This window comes from Brachybacterium sp. AOP25-B2-12 (assembly GCF_052378625.1).
Classification (GTDB): Bacteria; Actinomycetota; Actinomycetes; order Actinomycetales; family Dermabacteraceae; genus Brachybacterium.
The window spans coordinates 115,958-128,479 of record NZ_JBQSXW010000002.1 but is presented as its reverse complement, the minus strand read 5'-3'; the positions used below and the strand labels follow the sequence as shown (position 1 = coordinate 128,479).

At 73.0% G+C, this 12,522-nt stretch carries 12 protein-coding genes; 9 read left to right on the top strand and 3 right to left on the bottom strand.

The genetic code is table 11. The features are described from left to right. Positions 1-164: 164 nt before the first annotated feature. Both ACT3TZ_RS02295 and upp read right to left on the bottom strand, forming a co-directional pair. Positions 165-968, bottom strand: a complete 804-nt coding sequence (locus ACT3TZ_RS02295) for a winged helix-turn-helix domain-containing protein (protein WP_444581774.1) — start codon at positions 966-968, stop codon at positions 165-167. A gap of 406 nt (positions 969-1,374) precedes the next feature. Then, positions 1,375-2,013, bottom strand: a complete 639-nt coding sequence (upp, locus tag ACT3TZ_RS02290) for a uracil phosphoribosyltransferase (RefSeq protein WP_444581773.1) — start codon at positions 2,011-2,013, stop codon at positions 1,375-1,377. A gap of 151 nt (positions 2,014-2,164) precedes the next feature. On the opposite strand from upp, the gene tadA reads away from it, so the two are divergent. Then, a complete protein-coding gene (gene tadA, locus ACT3TZ_RS02285) occupies positions 2,165-2,635 on the top strand; it encodes a tRNA adenosine(34) deaminase TadA (RefSeq protein WP_444581772.1) in 471 nt (156 codons plus the stop codon). Between the two features lie 128 nt (positions 2,636-2,763). On the opposite strand, the gene ACT3TZ_RS02280 is transcribed toward tadA, so the two are convergent. Continuing rightward, a complete protein-coding gene (locus tag ACT3TZ_RS02280) occupies positions 2,764-3,276 on the bottom strand; it encodes an SRPBCC domain-containing protein (protein WP_444581771.1) in 513 nt (170 codons plus the stop codon). Positions 3,277-3,534: 258 nt separating this feature from the next. Here ACT3TZ_RS02280 and ACT3TZ_RS02275 point away from each other — a divergent pair, with 258 nt between their 5' ends. The 8 genes from ACT3TZ_RS02275 to ACT3TZ_RS02240 all read left to right on the top strand — a co-directional run bounded on the left by ACT3TZ_RS02275 (position 3,535) and on the right by ACT3TZ_RS02240 (position 12,474). Continuing rightward, a complete protein-coding gene (locus tag ACT3TZ_RS02275) occupies positions 3,535-4,551 on the top strand; it encodes a methionine ABC transporter ATP-binding protein (protein ID WP_444581770.1) in 1,017 nt (338 codons plus the stop codon). Further along, positions 4,548-5,243, top strand: a complete 696-nt coding sequence (locus ACT3TZ_RS02270) for a methionine ABC transporter permease (RefSeq protein ID WP_444581769.1) — start codon at positions 4,548-4,550, stop codon at positions 5,241-5,243. The genes ACT3TZ_RS02275 and ACT3TZ_RS02270 overlap by 4 nt, the downstream gene beginning before the upstream one ends. A 55-nt stretch (positions 5,244-5,298) precedes the next feature. After that, the gene (locus ACT3TZ_RS02265; protein ID WP_444581768.1) at positions 5,299-6,150 is read left to right on the top strand and encodes a MetQ/NlpA family ABC transporter substrate-binding protein; all 852 of its coding nucleotides are present in this window, start codon (positions 5,299-5,301) and stop codon (positions 6,148-6,150) included. 245 nt (positions 6,151-6,395) lie between these two features. Continuing rightward, a complete protein-coding gene (locus ACT3TZ_RS02260; protein WP_444581767.1) occupies positions 6,396-8,387 on the top strand; it encodes an SIP domain-containing protein in 1,992 nt (663 codons plus the stop codon). A 97-nt stretch (positions 8,388-8,484) separates the two neighbouring features. Next, a complete protein-coding gene (locus ACT3TZ_RS02255) occupies positions 8,485-9,513 on the top strand; it encodes an ABC transporter substrate-binding protein (RefSeq protein ID WP_444581766.1) in 1,029 nt (342 codons plus the stop codon). A gap of 2 nt (positions 9,514-9,515) precedes the next feature. Beyond that, entirely contained in the window at positions 9,516-10,583 is a 1,068-nt protein-coding gene (locus tag ACT3TZ_RS02250; RefSeq protein ID WP_444581765.1) for a FecCD family ABC transporter permease, read from the top strand. After that, positions 10,580-11,662: a FecCD family ABC transporter permease gene (locus ACT3TZ_RS02245; protein WP_444581764.1), complete on the top strand. Its 1,083-nt coding sequence runs from the start codon at positions 10,580-10,582 to the stop codon at positions 11,660-11,662. The genes ACT3TZ_RS02250 and ACT3TZ_RS02245 overlap by 4 nt, the downstream gene beginning before the upstream one ends. A 38-nt stretch (positions 11,663-11,700) precedes the next feature. After that, positions 11,701-12,474: an ABC transporter ATP-binding protein gene (locus ACT3TZ_RS02240; RefSeq protein WP_444581885.1), complete on the top strand. Its 774-nt coding sequence runs from the start codon at positions 11,701-11,703 to the stop codon at positions 12,472-12,474. Positions 12,475-12,522: the final 48 nt, after the last annotated feature.

Sequence of the window (12,522 nt, the reverse complement as noted above, 5' to 3'; positions counted from 1 at the left end):
AGGGAGCTCCGGGCCGCTCGTGCACGCCAGGGCCCGGCCCGGTCCGCGCGCGCTGCTCCCACCACGATGTCGCACACGCCGTTCACGAGGTGCAGTCGATCCGGTCGTCCCGGATCCGGTCACGTCGTCCCTGATCGGGCGGTCCCGGTTCAGATCGGGCAGGATCAGTCGAGGACCGCGACGTCGCTGCCCGGGTCCAGGCGGTAGCCGGAGCCGCGGACGGTCGAGATGAGACGGCGGTAGCGGCCGAGCTTGGTGCGCACGCGACGGATGTGCACGTCGACCGTGCGCTCGCCGGTCTCGGCATCGGCATCGGCCCACACCGACGTCAGGAGCTCCTCGCGCCCGACGATGCGACGCGAGTGGCGTGCGAGGTGGGCCAGCAGCTCGAACTCCTTGTAGGTGAGGTCGACGTCGGTGCCGTCGATGCGGACGCGGCGGCCGTACAGGTCGATCACGAGGGATGCGTTCCCGAGCTGTGCCGGTTCCGCGGGGCTGACCGCGGTGGCCTGCCGGGTGCGCCGACGGGCGTTCTCGATGTCGCGGCGGGCCGGCGAGTCTGGGGAGACGACCCCGGGGCGTCGATCACGGGTCGGACGGGCCGGCGCCGAGGGCAGCGAGGCCGAGGGCAGCGCGCGCAGCGCGGCGCCGGAGCCGGCGTTCGGGGTGCCCGCGGTGGTGCTCGTGAACGGGTGCGGGGAGGAGACCTCGACGGTGGCCCGGGCGCGGCGCCCGGCGGTCAGGCGCAGGGCCTGGGATCGCAGGGTGTCGGCCAGACGGGCCGCCTCGACGTCGGCGGTGCCCGCGGGCAGGGCGATCGTGAGGGTCACGTTCACCGTCTGCGTGGCGGCGTCCGGACGGGGTGCTCGGGAGGACGGGGCCGTGAAAGAGGGGTGCTGGGGTGCCGGTCGCAGGGAGGCTGCGGCGGGGCGGACGGTGCGGGTGGGTCGGTCCAGGGCGATGGTCATGGCGGGGACTCCGGTCGATGCGGGCGCCGGTGCGGCGCTGACGGGGTGGACCCGGGATCCCGTGGTGGATCTGCTGCGACTCCCGTGAGGGGGGCGGCGGACCTGGGGTTGTGCTCCCGGTGGCACCGGGGGCCCACGCCTCTCGGCCGGCCCCTGTCAGCCGACCCCGGAGGATTCTCGAGCGATCAGAGGCTCGGCTGACGATGCGTCATGCACATCATCGACATGTGCATGCGGCAGCAGGGCATCGACGCGGAGGCCACCGGGATGGTGGCCTCGACACGGATCTCTGCGGACGTCATGGGAAGGACAATGCACCGGCGAGCCGGAGGGACGCAAGCATCCGACCACATCGTGGGATACATGACATCCCGTGAACGCGAATGGCGGCGGCGTCCTCCGGGGATCAGTCGACGACGCCGAAGAGGCGGTCGCCCGCGTCCCCGAGACCCGGGACGATGTAGCCGCTGGCATTGAGACGGTCGTCGATCGCGGCGGTCACCACGGTGAGGTCGACGTCCTCGCCGATCGCCTCGGAGAGGGTCGCGATGCCCTCGGGTGCGGACAGCAGCGTCACGCATGTGATGTCGCGGGCGCCGCGCTCGTGGAGGTAGTTCACCGCGGCGATGAGGGTGTGGCCCGTGGCGAGCATCGGGTCCACGACGAAGCACTGGCGTCCCGTGAGGTCGTCGGGCAGGCGGTTGGCATAGGTCGTGACCTCGAGGGTCTCCTCGTTGCGGACCATGCCCAGGAACCCGACCTCGGCCGTCGGCAGCAGGCGCGTCATCCCGTCGAGCATCCCGAGGCCGGCACGGAGGATCGGGACGACCATCGGCTTGGGGTTGGTGAGCTTGGTGCCCGTCATCCCGGAGACGGGGGTCTCGATCTCGACGGGTGCGACGGCGACGTTCCGCGTCGCCTCGTAGGCCAGGAGCGTGACCAGCTCGTCGGCGAGCTGCCGGAACACCGAGGAGTGGGTGCTGCGGTCCCGCAGGACGGTCAGCTTGTGGGCGACGAGGGGGTGATCGATCTCGAGGACGCGCATGGGGGTCAATCTACCGCAGGGAGCGGTACCGGGAGCGTGCCCGGAGGTCCCGTGGAGGGCCGTGCGACGTGCGGCGACGCTCGTCCCGCAGGGGTCCGGGACGGCGCGGGCGACGAGCCGGGACAACGGGTCCCCGGGGCATGATGGACCGATGCATCTGCCCGACGACGACCTCATGGCGTGCGCGATCCTCGAGGCGCGCGCCGCGGCGGCGCGCCCGCGTCCCGACGTGCCGATCGGTGCCGTCGTCGCCGACCCCGACGGCGTGGTGATCGCCCGCGCAGGCAATCGCCGCGAGGCCGACGAGGATCCGACCGCCCACGCGGAGGTCATCGCCCTGCGCGAGGCCGCGCGGGTCACGGGCCGTTGGAACCTCTCCGGCTGCACTCTCGTCGTCACGCTCGAGCCCTGCACGATGTGCGCGGGGGCGATCGTGCTCTCCCGCATCGACCGCGTGGTCTACGGCGCGGCCGACCCCAAAGCCGGTGCGGCGGGCTCCCTCTACGACCTGGTGCGCGAGCCGCGGCTGAACCATCGTGCCGAGGTCACCGCCGGCGTGCGGGCCCGGGAGTGCGGGGATCTGCTGCGGGACTTCTTCCGGGAGCGCCGGCGTCGGGGCTGAGGGAGCTGCGACCGCAGCCCGATGTCGGAACCGCACGGGTCGCGTGGTTCCCGAGGGGAACACGGGCACGGTGGAGGTCCGCCCCGCGTGACGCGCACCGTCGCCGCATGGCCCCGCGGCGTCGATGATCAGCCGGAATACAGCGCCCGATAGTGGTCGCACAGCTCCGGGACGTAGTCCGGCTCGAAGACGATCTCGGCGAGGTCGCGTCCCTCCGCGGCGGCCACGAGACGGTCGAGGTAGAACTCCCAGCCGGGGCCGATCATCGCGGCGGCCTCCGGATCCGCGATGGCCTGGGCCAGCGTCACCGTCGAGACCTCGCCGCCGCCGCTGACGGTGAGCTCGATCGTCCAGGAGTCCTCGCCCTGGGGGAACTCGAGGACGAGTCGTCGGGGTGCTTCGCATGCGAGCACGTGCGCGGTCGCGGCGGGGGCACCCTTCTCCGCCGCGAGGGTCACGCTGATCGTGCCGGAGGCGGGGTCGCCGCTCCAGCGGCCGAACCACCGCGCCGTGCGATCGGGGTCCGTGATCGCGGCCCACATCAGGGCGGGGGAGCGCGGCAGCGTTCGCGACAGCGCCAGACGGCCGTCCGGGAGCCGGCGTCCGGTCGCGGTCGGTTCGAGAGCGGAGGGACGGTCCATCGGGGCTCCTCGGGTCCGGGAGGGCGGCGCGATGCCGACGTCGGGGCCGACGCTATCGTGCGCCGACGTCCGCCGCGCCGCATCGCGCGGCCCGGACCACCCGCGTGCGGGGGAGCGGGAGCGTGAAGGGCCCGGACGATGGCGGCGACGTGCGCCGCGAGCCGGATCGCGGTGATATGTCCCACGCATGGCAGCCGAAAGCGCACCTTGTGTGTCCGTTTCCGTCTGCGAAGGCGCCCCTCTCTGTTTTACTCCGGGGTGATCACTCTGGACGGCCTGACGAAGGTCTTCGACGCGCCCGGCGGCGGCGAGCGCGTCGTCGCGCTCGACGACATCCACCTCGCCGTCCAGGCGGGGCAGATCCACGGGATCGTGGGCCGCTCCGGGGCGGGCAAGTCCACGCTCATCCGCTGCCTCACGGGTCTCGAGAAGCCCACCTCGGGCCACGTGCACGTCGGCGGGACCGACATCGCGGCGCTCGAAGGGGCCGAGCTGCGCGCCGCGCGCCGCGGGATCGGCATGGTCTTCCAGCACGCGAACCTCCTGGACTCGCGCACCGCCGCCCAGAACATCGCCCATCCGCTCGAGATCGCCGGCGTCCCGCGGGCCCAGCGCGCCGCGCGCGTGGCCGAGCTCGTCGAGCTGGTCGGGCTGCAGGGCCGCGAGCACAACCACCCCGCGCAGCTCTCGGGCGGACAGGTCCAGCGGGTCGGGATCGCCCGGGGCCTGGCCGCCGAGCCCAAGGTGCTCCTGTGCGATGAGCCCACCAGCGCGCTCGACCCGGCGACCACCCGCCAGATCCTCGACCTCATCCAGGGGCTGCGGGATCGCCTCGGGATCACCGTCGTGATCATCACCCACGAGATGTCCGTGGTCCGCGAGGTGTGCGACGCCGTCACGCTGCTCGAGAACGGCCGCGTCGTGCAGTCCGGGACGCTCGTCGAGGTGGCGAGCGACCCCCACGGGCCGCTGTCCTCCGAGCTGATCCCGCTGCCGCCCGCGCCCACGGGCATCAGCGCGCTGGTCGTCAACTGCGACTACTGGGACTCGGAGTCCCTGCGGACCAGCGACGACATCGTGCGGCTCGCCGAGCGCCACGGTGCCCGCGCCACGATCGTCGCCGGGACCATCGAGACCATCGGCGGCCGTCAGGTGGGCCGCGTGCAGCTGGCCCTGCGCAACGACTCCGGGGCGCCCATCAGCCAGGAGGGTCTGCAGACCTTCCTGCACGAGCTCGAGGCCGCCGGCGTGGTGGCCCAGGAGGTGACGCGATGAGCGACTGGCTGGACAACCCGATCTTCTCCACGTGGGACTCCAACACGTCCCTGTGGTCCAACACCCTGATCACCCTCTACATGACCGCGGGCACGATGCTGCTGGCCACGATCATCGGCGTGCCGCTGGGGGTCCTGCTGTTCGAGACCTCCCGGGCGCGGTCCGGCCCGGCGCGCGTGGTCAACGCCGTCGTCGGCTTCGTCGTCAACGTCGGGCGGTCCTTCCCCTTCATCATCCTGATCATCGCGCTGATCCCCGTGACGCGCTTCGTGGTGGGCCGGGTCACCGGCCCCAACGCCGCGATGTTCGCGCTCGCGATCTCGGCGATCCCGTTCCTGGCCCGCCTCATCGAGATCAACCTGCGGGAGATCGCCGCCGGGAAGATCGAGGCCGTGCAGATGATGGGAGCCTCGCGCTGGCAGGTGATCCGCCAGGTGCTGCTGCCGGAGGCGCTGCCCGGGATCATCAGCTCGCTCACCGCGACGGCGATCGCCGTCATCGGCTACACCGCCATGGCGGGCACCGTCGGCGGCAAGGGCCTCGGCGACCTCGCGATCCGCATGGGCTACCAGAGCTACGACAACGTCGTGATGGTCGCGACCGTCCTCGTCCTCGTCGTCCTCGTCATCGGCGTGCAGGTGATCGGCAGCCGCCTGGCCCTGGCCGTGGACCACCGCGCCCGCAACGTCTGACCCCCCGTCCCTCATCCCGAACCCCAGAATCCCGAAACTCCAGGAGAGCCTCACCATGCAGTCCATCGACCGTCGTACCCTCCTCACCCTCACCGGCCTCGGCGCGACCGCCGTGACCCTCTCCGCCTGCGGCGCCTTCGGCGGCGGCGCCCAGGGCCCCGAGGAGGAGAACGGCGTGACCACCATCAACGTCGGCGCCTCGCCCAAGCCCCACGCGGAGATCCTGCAGTTCGTGCAGGACAACCTGGCCAAGGACGCCGGGCTGGGCCTGAAGATCACGCCCTACACGGACTACCAGATCCCCAACCAGGCGCTCGAGGACGGCGACATCGACGCCAACTACTTCCAGAACGCCCCGTTCCTGGAGACCCAGGAGAAGGAGAAGGGCTACAAGCTCCACGCCTTCGCGGGCATCCACATCGAGCCCCTGGGCCTGTACTCCGACACGATCACGGACATCGCCGAGCTCAAGGACGGCGATTCCATCGCGATCGCCAACGACCCCACCAACCGCGGACGCGGCCTGGGCCTGCTGGCGCAGTACGAGGTCATCACGATCAAGGACGGCGTCGAGGTCACCGACGCGACGACCGCCGACATCGCCGAGAACCCCAAGAACCTCACGTTCACGGAGCTCGAGGCCGCGCAGATCCCGCGCTCCCTGGGCGACTTCGCCGCGGGCGTCGTCAACGGCAACTACGCCCTCGAGGCGGGCCTGAAGCCCTCCGAGCAGGCGATCATCCTCGAGAAGAACGAGGACAGCCCCTACGCGAACTTCCTCACCGTCCGCGAGGACGACAAGGACAACGCCGGCCTGAAGAAGCTCGACGAGCTGCTGCACACCGAGGACGTCAAGAAGTTCATCGAGAGCACCTACACCGACGGCTCGGTCATCCCGGCCTTCTGACGGACGACGCGGCAGGTCGGCCCACGGCCGGTCGGCCCACGGACCGGTCGGCCGACGAGCCGGCAGGCAGACCGACGGACGCGGTCGCTCCGCGCAGGGCCCGGCACCCCAGGTGCCGCGCCCTGCGCCGTCCCGGCACGGAGGACGGACGTGGGTGGACAGCCCCCGTCACCCCGGGAGTAAGGTGAGGCTCGCCGAACCCGCTCGGCGCCCGACATCCCCGTCCTCCGGAGACCGACGCCCCCATGCCCCGCACCTCACGCGAGCTGTCCATCTTCCCGATCACCCTGCGTGAGGTGACCGTCCGGCGCATCGAGGACCTGACGCCGCACATGCGACGGATCACCGTGGGCGGGCCCGACCTGCAGGCAGGTCGTCACGACGGGCACGACGTCCCGGCCTTCCGTTCCGACGGGTTCGACGACCACGTCAAGCTCGTGATCCCGACCGGGCGCGACGACTTCGGGGACGTCGGCGTCCAGGACGGCGAGCGCTTCGCCTGGGCGCCGGGGGCTCTGGCACGGACCCGGGACTACACGGTCCGAGCCGTCCGTGAGGACGAGTTCGACCTGGACTTCGTGGTCCACGAGGGCGGGCTGGCCGCCGAGTGGGCGCTGGGGGCCCGCGTGGGCGATCCGCTGCGCTTCGCCGGGCCCAAGACCAGTGCCGGCGTGAGCCCCGACGTCGACTGGCACCTGCTGATCGCCGACGAGACCGCGTTGCCCGCGGTGGGACGCCGTCTCGAGGAGGCCCCCGCGGGCACCCGCGCGATCGTCCTGGTCGAGGTGCCGTCCACGGCTGACCGGCAGGAGCTCACCACCCGTGCCGATGCGGAGATCCGCTGGCTCGTGCGGCCCCACGACGTCCGACCCGGCTACTCGACCCTGCTGGCCGACGCCGTCCGAGGGCTCGAGCTCCCGCCCGGGCGCGGCTACGCGTGGTGCGCAGGGGAGACCCTGACCATCGCGCCGATCCGCCGCCACCTCCGCACCGAGCGCGGGCTGCGTCCCGAGGACGTCGAGGTCAACGGCTACTGGCGTCGCACGAGCCATGACCCGGGCACCCGAGCGGACGTCGGCGGCGCAGGCGGACAGGGCCCCGGGGCCGCGAGTCCCGCCCCGAATCCACCGCCCCTCGAGGCAGGCGGACCCGGCGCGCCCATCGCGACCGGTGCGCCCATCGCGACCGGCACGCCCAACGCGTCCGCCGAGGTCGGCGCGCCCCCTGCGCCCCGGGCCGCCTCTCGCCCTGCGAGCCCCTCGGAGCTCGCCCGCCGCCTGCACGAGATGAGCGAGCTGCTCCCTCCCGTCGCCGTCCGCGTGGCGACCACGCTCGGGATCCCGGCCCTCGTGGTCGAGGGCACCGACACCCCAGCCGCGCTGACCGGTGCCACCGGCATCCCGCTGACGCGCCTGGCACCCCTGCTCGACGCCCTCGAGGCCCTCGAGCTGGTGGCCCGCCACGACGACCGCCTGCGCCTCACGGCCCTGGGCGAGGTGCTCCTCGAGGAGTCCGCCCAGGACTCCCTCGACCTCGCGGACCCCCTGAACCGGCTCGAGCTGTCCCTCCTCGGGCTCGTCGACACCCTCCGCACCGGCCGCCCCGCGCGGTACGACGGTCCCGATCGGGCCCTCGCGACCTGGCGCGCCGAGGACCCGGCGGTGGCCGCGCGCGTCCACGACGCCGCCGAGCGGACCCTCCTCTACAACCTCCCGCCGCTCGTGGCGGTGCCCGCGCTGCACGACGCACCGGCGGTGACGGTCATCGGCGACGGGATCGTGCCCACCGCCGTGGCGCTCGCCCGCGACCGCCCGGGGCGCCGGATCACCCTGCGCATCCCGGCCGCGGACGAGGAGGAGACCCGCCGACGCCTGACAGAGGTCCCGCCTGCCCAGCGTCAGGCCCTGGACGTCGAGGTCTCGGACGACGCGACGACCGTGCCCGAGACCACGACGCTGCTGGTCCAGCTGGCCCTCGACGCCGCGGACGACGAGCAGTACGCCCGCCTCGTCGGCCGTGGAGCCCGGACGCTCGTGATCGTCGCCGCCCTCGCCGATGGGGCACGCACCGATGACCACCTCGCCGCCGATGCGCTCACCGCGCTCGCCTCCACCGGCGTGCCGTTGCGCACGGGCGCCCGCCACACCGAGCTCCTCCACGGACTGGGCCTGCACGAGATCCGGGTGGCTCCCCTCGGCTGGGGGTTCGGCCCCTCCCTGATCCTCGGCACCGCCTGACCCCGACCCCGACCCCGGGCCCGAACTGCCGCATCCCGACCACCATCCCGTGCTCTCCCGAGCACGCGCACCGCACACCGAACACGAAGGATCCGCCATGAACGCACCGACCCGCCGCCAGCTCCTGGGAACCTCCGCCGCAGGGGCCGCCGCCCTCGCCCTCGCCGCCTGCTCCGGAGGCGGGGAGGACGCCGGCACCTCGGGTGCCTCCGACGCCGGAGGCACCTCCGGCCCCCGCACCGTCACCGACGCCACCGGCGCGCAGGTCGAGGTCCCCGCCGACCCCCAGAAGATCGTCGTGCTGCACTACGCCGGGACCCAGGCCCTCATCGACCTCGGCGGCAAGCCCGCCGGCACCGCGGGCCTGGGCACCACGGGCGGCCAGCAGGACGTCAAGAAGTTCACCACCCCGCAGATCTGGGACGTCATGAAGGACGTGCCGGTGATCGACGACGGCAAGGGCAACCCCGACGTCGAGAAGGTCGCCGAGCTCGAGCCCGACCTCATCCTGGCCACCAACGCCCTCGAGGACTCGCTGATCCAGCAGCTGAAGGACATCGCCCCCGTCTACCAGTTCCTGCTGCGCGGAGGCGAGCGCAAGGAGTGGTGGGTGCGCGTCCAGCAGGTCGCCGACGCCGTCAACCGCACCGCCCAGTACGAGAAGCTGCAGTCGGACTGGCAGGCCGAGCTCAAGGCGGCGGGCGAGAAGTACGCCGCGGTCACCGGTGATCTCGTCGTCGGCGTCTACGACGTCTACGAGGAGGGCAACGTCTACCTGTGGGGCAGCCAGAACATGGCCGGGACGATCATCACCCCGCTCATCCCCACCTGGTCGGCCCAGGAGGATCAGGCGGTGCAGGGCGAGAAGTCCGCGGAGAAGGCCGTCGCGGTCGAGCAGACCCTCGACGTGCTCGGCGATGCGAACATCCTCTTCTACGGCACCGACATGACCGCCCAGCCCAACCCGCTCAACGCCGCCTACCAGGGCTCGGACCTCTACACGCAGCTCCCGGCCGTCCAGCAGGGCCACACCTACCCCTTCGGCAAATGCACGGTCGCGGGCTTCTCCGACGCCCGGTACTCGCTCGGACAGGTCACCGCCGCGCTCGACGCGCTCGAGGGCTGACCATGACGGCGCTCGCGCCGCCCCGCGAGGACCGCCCGGCGACGCCCGCAGCGCGGGGCCCTCGGCCGGGGCGCCTGCTGGCGGCGCTCGCCGTGGTGGTCCTGGCCCTCGTGGCGGTCGTGGTCCTGTCCCTCACGGTCGGCGCCAAGATGCTGACCCCCGGCCAGGTCTGGGGTGCCCTCGCCCAGGGCCCGAGCATCGCCGTCGCGCAGGAGGCCCACACCATCGTGTGGCAGTACCGCGTCCCGCGCACGGTCCTGGGCCTGCTCGTGGGCTCCGCGCTCGCGCTGGCTGGCGCCCTCGTGCAGGGCTTCACCCGCAACCCGCTCGCGGACCCGGGGATCCTCGGCGTCAACGCCGGAGCGGCACTGGCCGTGATCCTCGCGATCGCGGTGCTCGGAGCCACGGGCACGCCCGCCCTCGTGCTCGCCGCGATCCTCGGCGCCGGCGCGGCCACGGGCGTCGTCGTGCTCGTGGGCTCGCTCGGACGGGGACCGGCGTCCCCGATCCGGATGACCCTGTCGGGGATCGCCGTCGGGGCCTTCCTGAGCGGCTTCGGGGCCGCGATCCGCCTCGGGGACCCCCAGACCTTCGACCGCTTCCGGGTCTGGGCGGCCGGGACGCTGCTGGGCCGTACGCTCGACGAGGCCCTGACGATGGTGCCGTTCCTGCTCGTCGGCGGCGTCCTCGCGCTCGCCTGCGCCCGTGGGCTCAACGCGATCGCCCTCGGCGAGGACCTGGCCAGCTCGCTGGGCACCCGGGTGCGACGCACCCGCACCCTCGCCGTCCTCGGGCTCACGCTGCTGGCGGGAGCCGCCACGGCGGTCGCCGGACCCATCGGCTTCGTCGGACTCATGGTGCCGCACGCGATCCGCTGGATCCTCGGGCCCGATCAGCGGCTCATCATCGCCCTCAGCGCCCCCGGCGGCGCGGTCCTGCTGCTGGCCTCGGACGTGCTCGCGCGGGTCGTGCTGGGCGGCGCCGAGCTGCCCGTGGGCGTCGTCACCGCCTTCGTCGGAGCGCCCCTGCTCATCGCGCTGGCCCGCCGCAAGCGGGTGAACGCGCTGTGAGCGCCGGGACCGCCGAGCGTCGGCGTGCCACGGCGCCGATCCGCTTCGGGTACCGGTGGATCGGTCTGCCCGGACCCGTGCGTGCGCGGGTCCCCGTGCGCTCCCTCGTGGTGGGGGCCGTGATCCTCGTGCTCCTGCTCGCGTGCCTCGCCCTCGCGCTCATGCTGGGAGAGCGCTTCGTGCCGCTCCCGGACGTCGTCGCGGCGCTGCAGGGGCATGCGCGCAAGATCATCGAGCTGTACGTCGTCACCTGGCGTCTGCCGCGGGCGCTCGCCGCGATCGCCGTCGGCGCCGTGCTCGGTGCTTCGGGGGCGATCTTCCAGACCCTGACCCGCAACCCGCTGGGCTCCCCGGACATCATCGGCTTCACCACGGGTGCCCACACGGGCGGCCTGCTGGTCATCCTCGTGGCGGGGACGACCGCCTTCTATCCCGTGGCCGGGGGCGCCCTGCTGGGCGGACTCGCGACCGCCGTGATCGTCGTGCTGCTGGCCCGCCGCGGGCAGGCCCAGGGGTTCCGGCTCATCATCATGGGGATCGGGCTCACGGCCATGCTCGCGAGCATCGACACCTACCTCGTGCTCACCGCGGACCTCGACAGCGCCCTCGCGGCGGCCTCCTGGGGCGTGGGCTCCCTCGCCGGATCGACCTGGCCCTACGTCACGCCGATGCTGCTGTGCGCCGCGGTCGCCCTGGCCCTGTGCGTCCCGCTCAGCCGGCCCCTGGCCCAGCTGGACCTCGGCGACGACCTCGGCTCCGCGCTCGGCGCCACCCCCGGCCGCACCCGGCTGCTGGGCAACGGGATCGGGGTGCTCCTCGTGGCGGTCGCGACGACCATCGCGGGCCCCGTGACCTTCGTGGCGCTCGCGGCGCCGCAGATCGGGCGCCGCCTCGTACGGGCCCAGGGCACGCCGATGCTCCCGGCGATCGGCGTGGGCGCGCTCGGCACGCTGGCCGCAGACCTCGTGGCCCAGCACGCCTTCGCCACCGAGCTCCAGCTCGGGGTCGTCACCGTCGCGCTCGGCGGCCTCTACCTCACGTACCTCGTCGCCCTCGAGAACAGGAAGGGACGTCTGTGATCAGCGCCCACGCCCCCATCGCCGCCACGGGGCTCCGGATGACCGGGGCCACCCTCGCCTACGACGCCCGGGTGATCGCCCAGGACCTCTCGGTCTCCGTCCGGCCGGGCAGCTTCACGGTGATCCTGGGCCCCAACGCGTGCGGGAAGTCGACCACCCTGCGGGCGCTCGCGAACCTCCTGCGACCGCGCTCGGGTCAGGTCACCCTCGACGGCCAGGACATCCACGCGATGGGTGCCCGGGCTCTGGCCCGGCGCCTGGGCCTGCTCCCGCAATCGGCCTCGGCCCCCGAGGGCATCACCGTCGCCGACCTCGTCGCCCGCGGACGCTATCCCCACCAGTCGATGCTCTCGCGCTGGACCGCGGCCGATGCCGACGCCGTCGCCCGTGCCCTCGAGGCCACGGGGATGCAGGACCTGTCCGATCGTCCCGTGGACGAGCTCTCCGGCGGCCAGCGCCAGCGGGCGTGGGTGGCGCTCGTGCTCGCCCAGGAGACCGGTCTGCTGCTGCTCGACGAGCCGACGACGTTCCTCGACGTGTCCCACCAGATCGGGCTGCTGGACCTGTTCGCCCAGCTCAACGACGACGGGCAGACCGTCGTCGCGGTGCTCCACGACATCAACCACGCCGCGCGGTACGCGAGCGACCTGATCATCATGAAGGACGGCGCGGTGCACTCCGAGGGCACGCCGGAGGAGATCATCGTGCCCGCGATGCTCCAGGACGTGTTCGGCATCGAGGCCCAGGTGATCGAGGATCCGGTCAACGGCGGGCCGCTGGTGGTCCCGCGTCACGGCCACGCCCGACGCTGACCCGCTGACCCGCTGACCCGCAGGACCCGCAAGTCCCGCGGACACCGC

What these genes read in the sequence shown, in the direction of transcription:
- ACT3TZ_RS02295 (WP_444581774.1), bottom strand. Translation starts at nt 968, where the DNA reads ATGACCATCGCCCTGGACCGACCCACCCGCACCGTCCGCCCCGCCGCA.
- upp (WP_444581773.1), bottom strand. Translation starts at nt 2,013, where the DNA reads ATGCGCGTCCTCGAGATCGATCACCCCCTCGTCGCCCACAAGCTGACC.
- tadA (WP_444581772.1), top strand. Translation starts at nt 2,165, where the DNA reads ATGCATCTGCCCGACGACGACCTCATGGCGTGCGCGATCCTCGAGGCG.
- ACT3TZ_RS02280 (WP_444581771.1), bottom strand. Translation starts at nt 3,276, where the DNA reads ATGGACCGTCCCTCCGCTCTCGAACCGACCGCGACCGGACGCCGGCTC.
- ACT3TZ_RS02270 (WP_444581769.1), top strand. Translation starts at nt 4,548, where the DNA reads ATGAGCGACTGGCTGGACAACCCGATCTTCTCCACGTGGGACTCCAAC.
- ACT3TZ_RS02265 (WP_444581768.1), top strand. Translation starts at nt 5,299, where the DNA reads ATGCAGTCCATCGACCGTCGTACCCTCCTCACCCTCACCGGCCTCGGC.
- ACT3TZ_RS02260 (WP_444581767.1), top strand. Translation starts at nt 6,396, where the DNA reads ATGCCCCGCACCTCACGCGAGCTGTCCATCTTCCCGATCACCCTGCGT.
- ACT3TZ_RS02255 (WP_444581766.1), top strand. Translation starts at nt 8,485, where the DNA reads ATGAACGCACCGACCCGCCGCCAGCTCCTGGGAACCTCCGCCGCAGGG.
- ACT3TZ_RS02250 (WP_444581765.1), top strand. Translation starts at nt 9,516, where the DNA reads ATGACGGCGCTCGCGCCGCCCCGCGAGGACCGCCCGGCGACGCCCGCA.
- ACT3TZ_RS02240 (WP_444581885.1), top strand. Translation starts at nt 11,701, where the DNA reads ATGACCGGGGCCACCCTCGCCTACGACGCCCGGGTGATCGCCCAGGAC.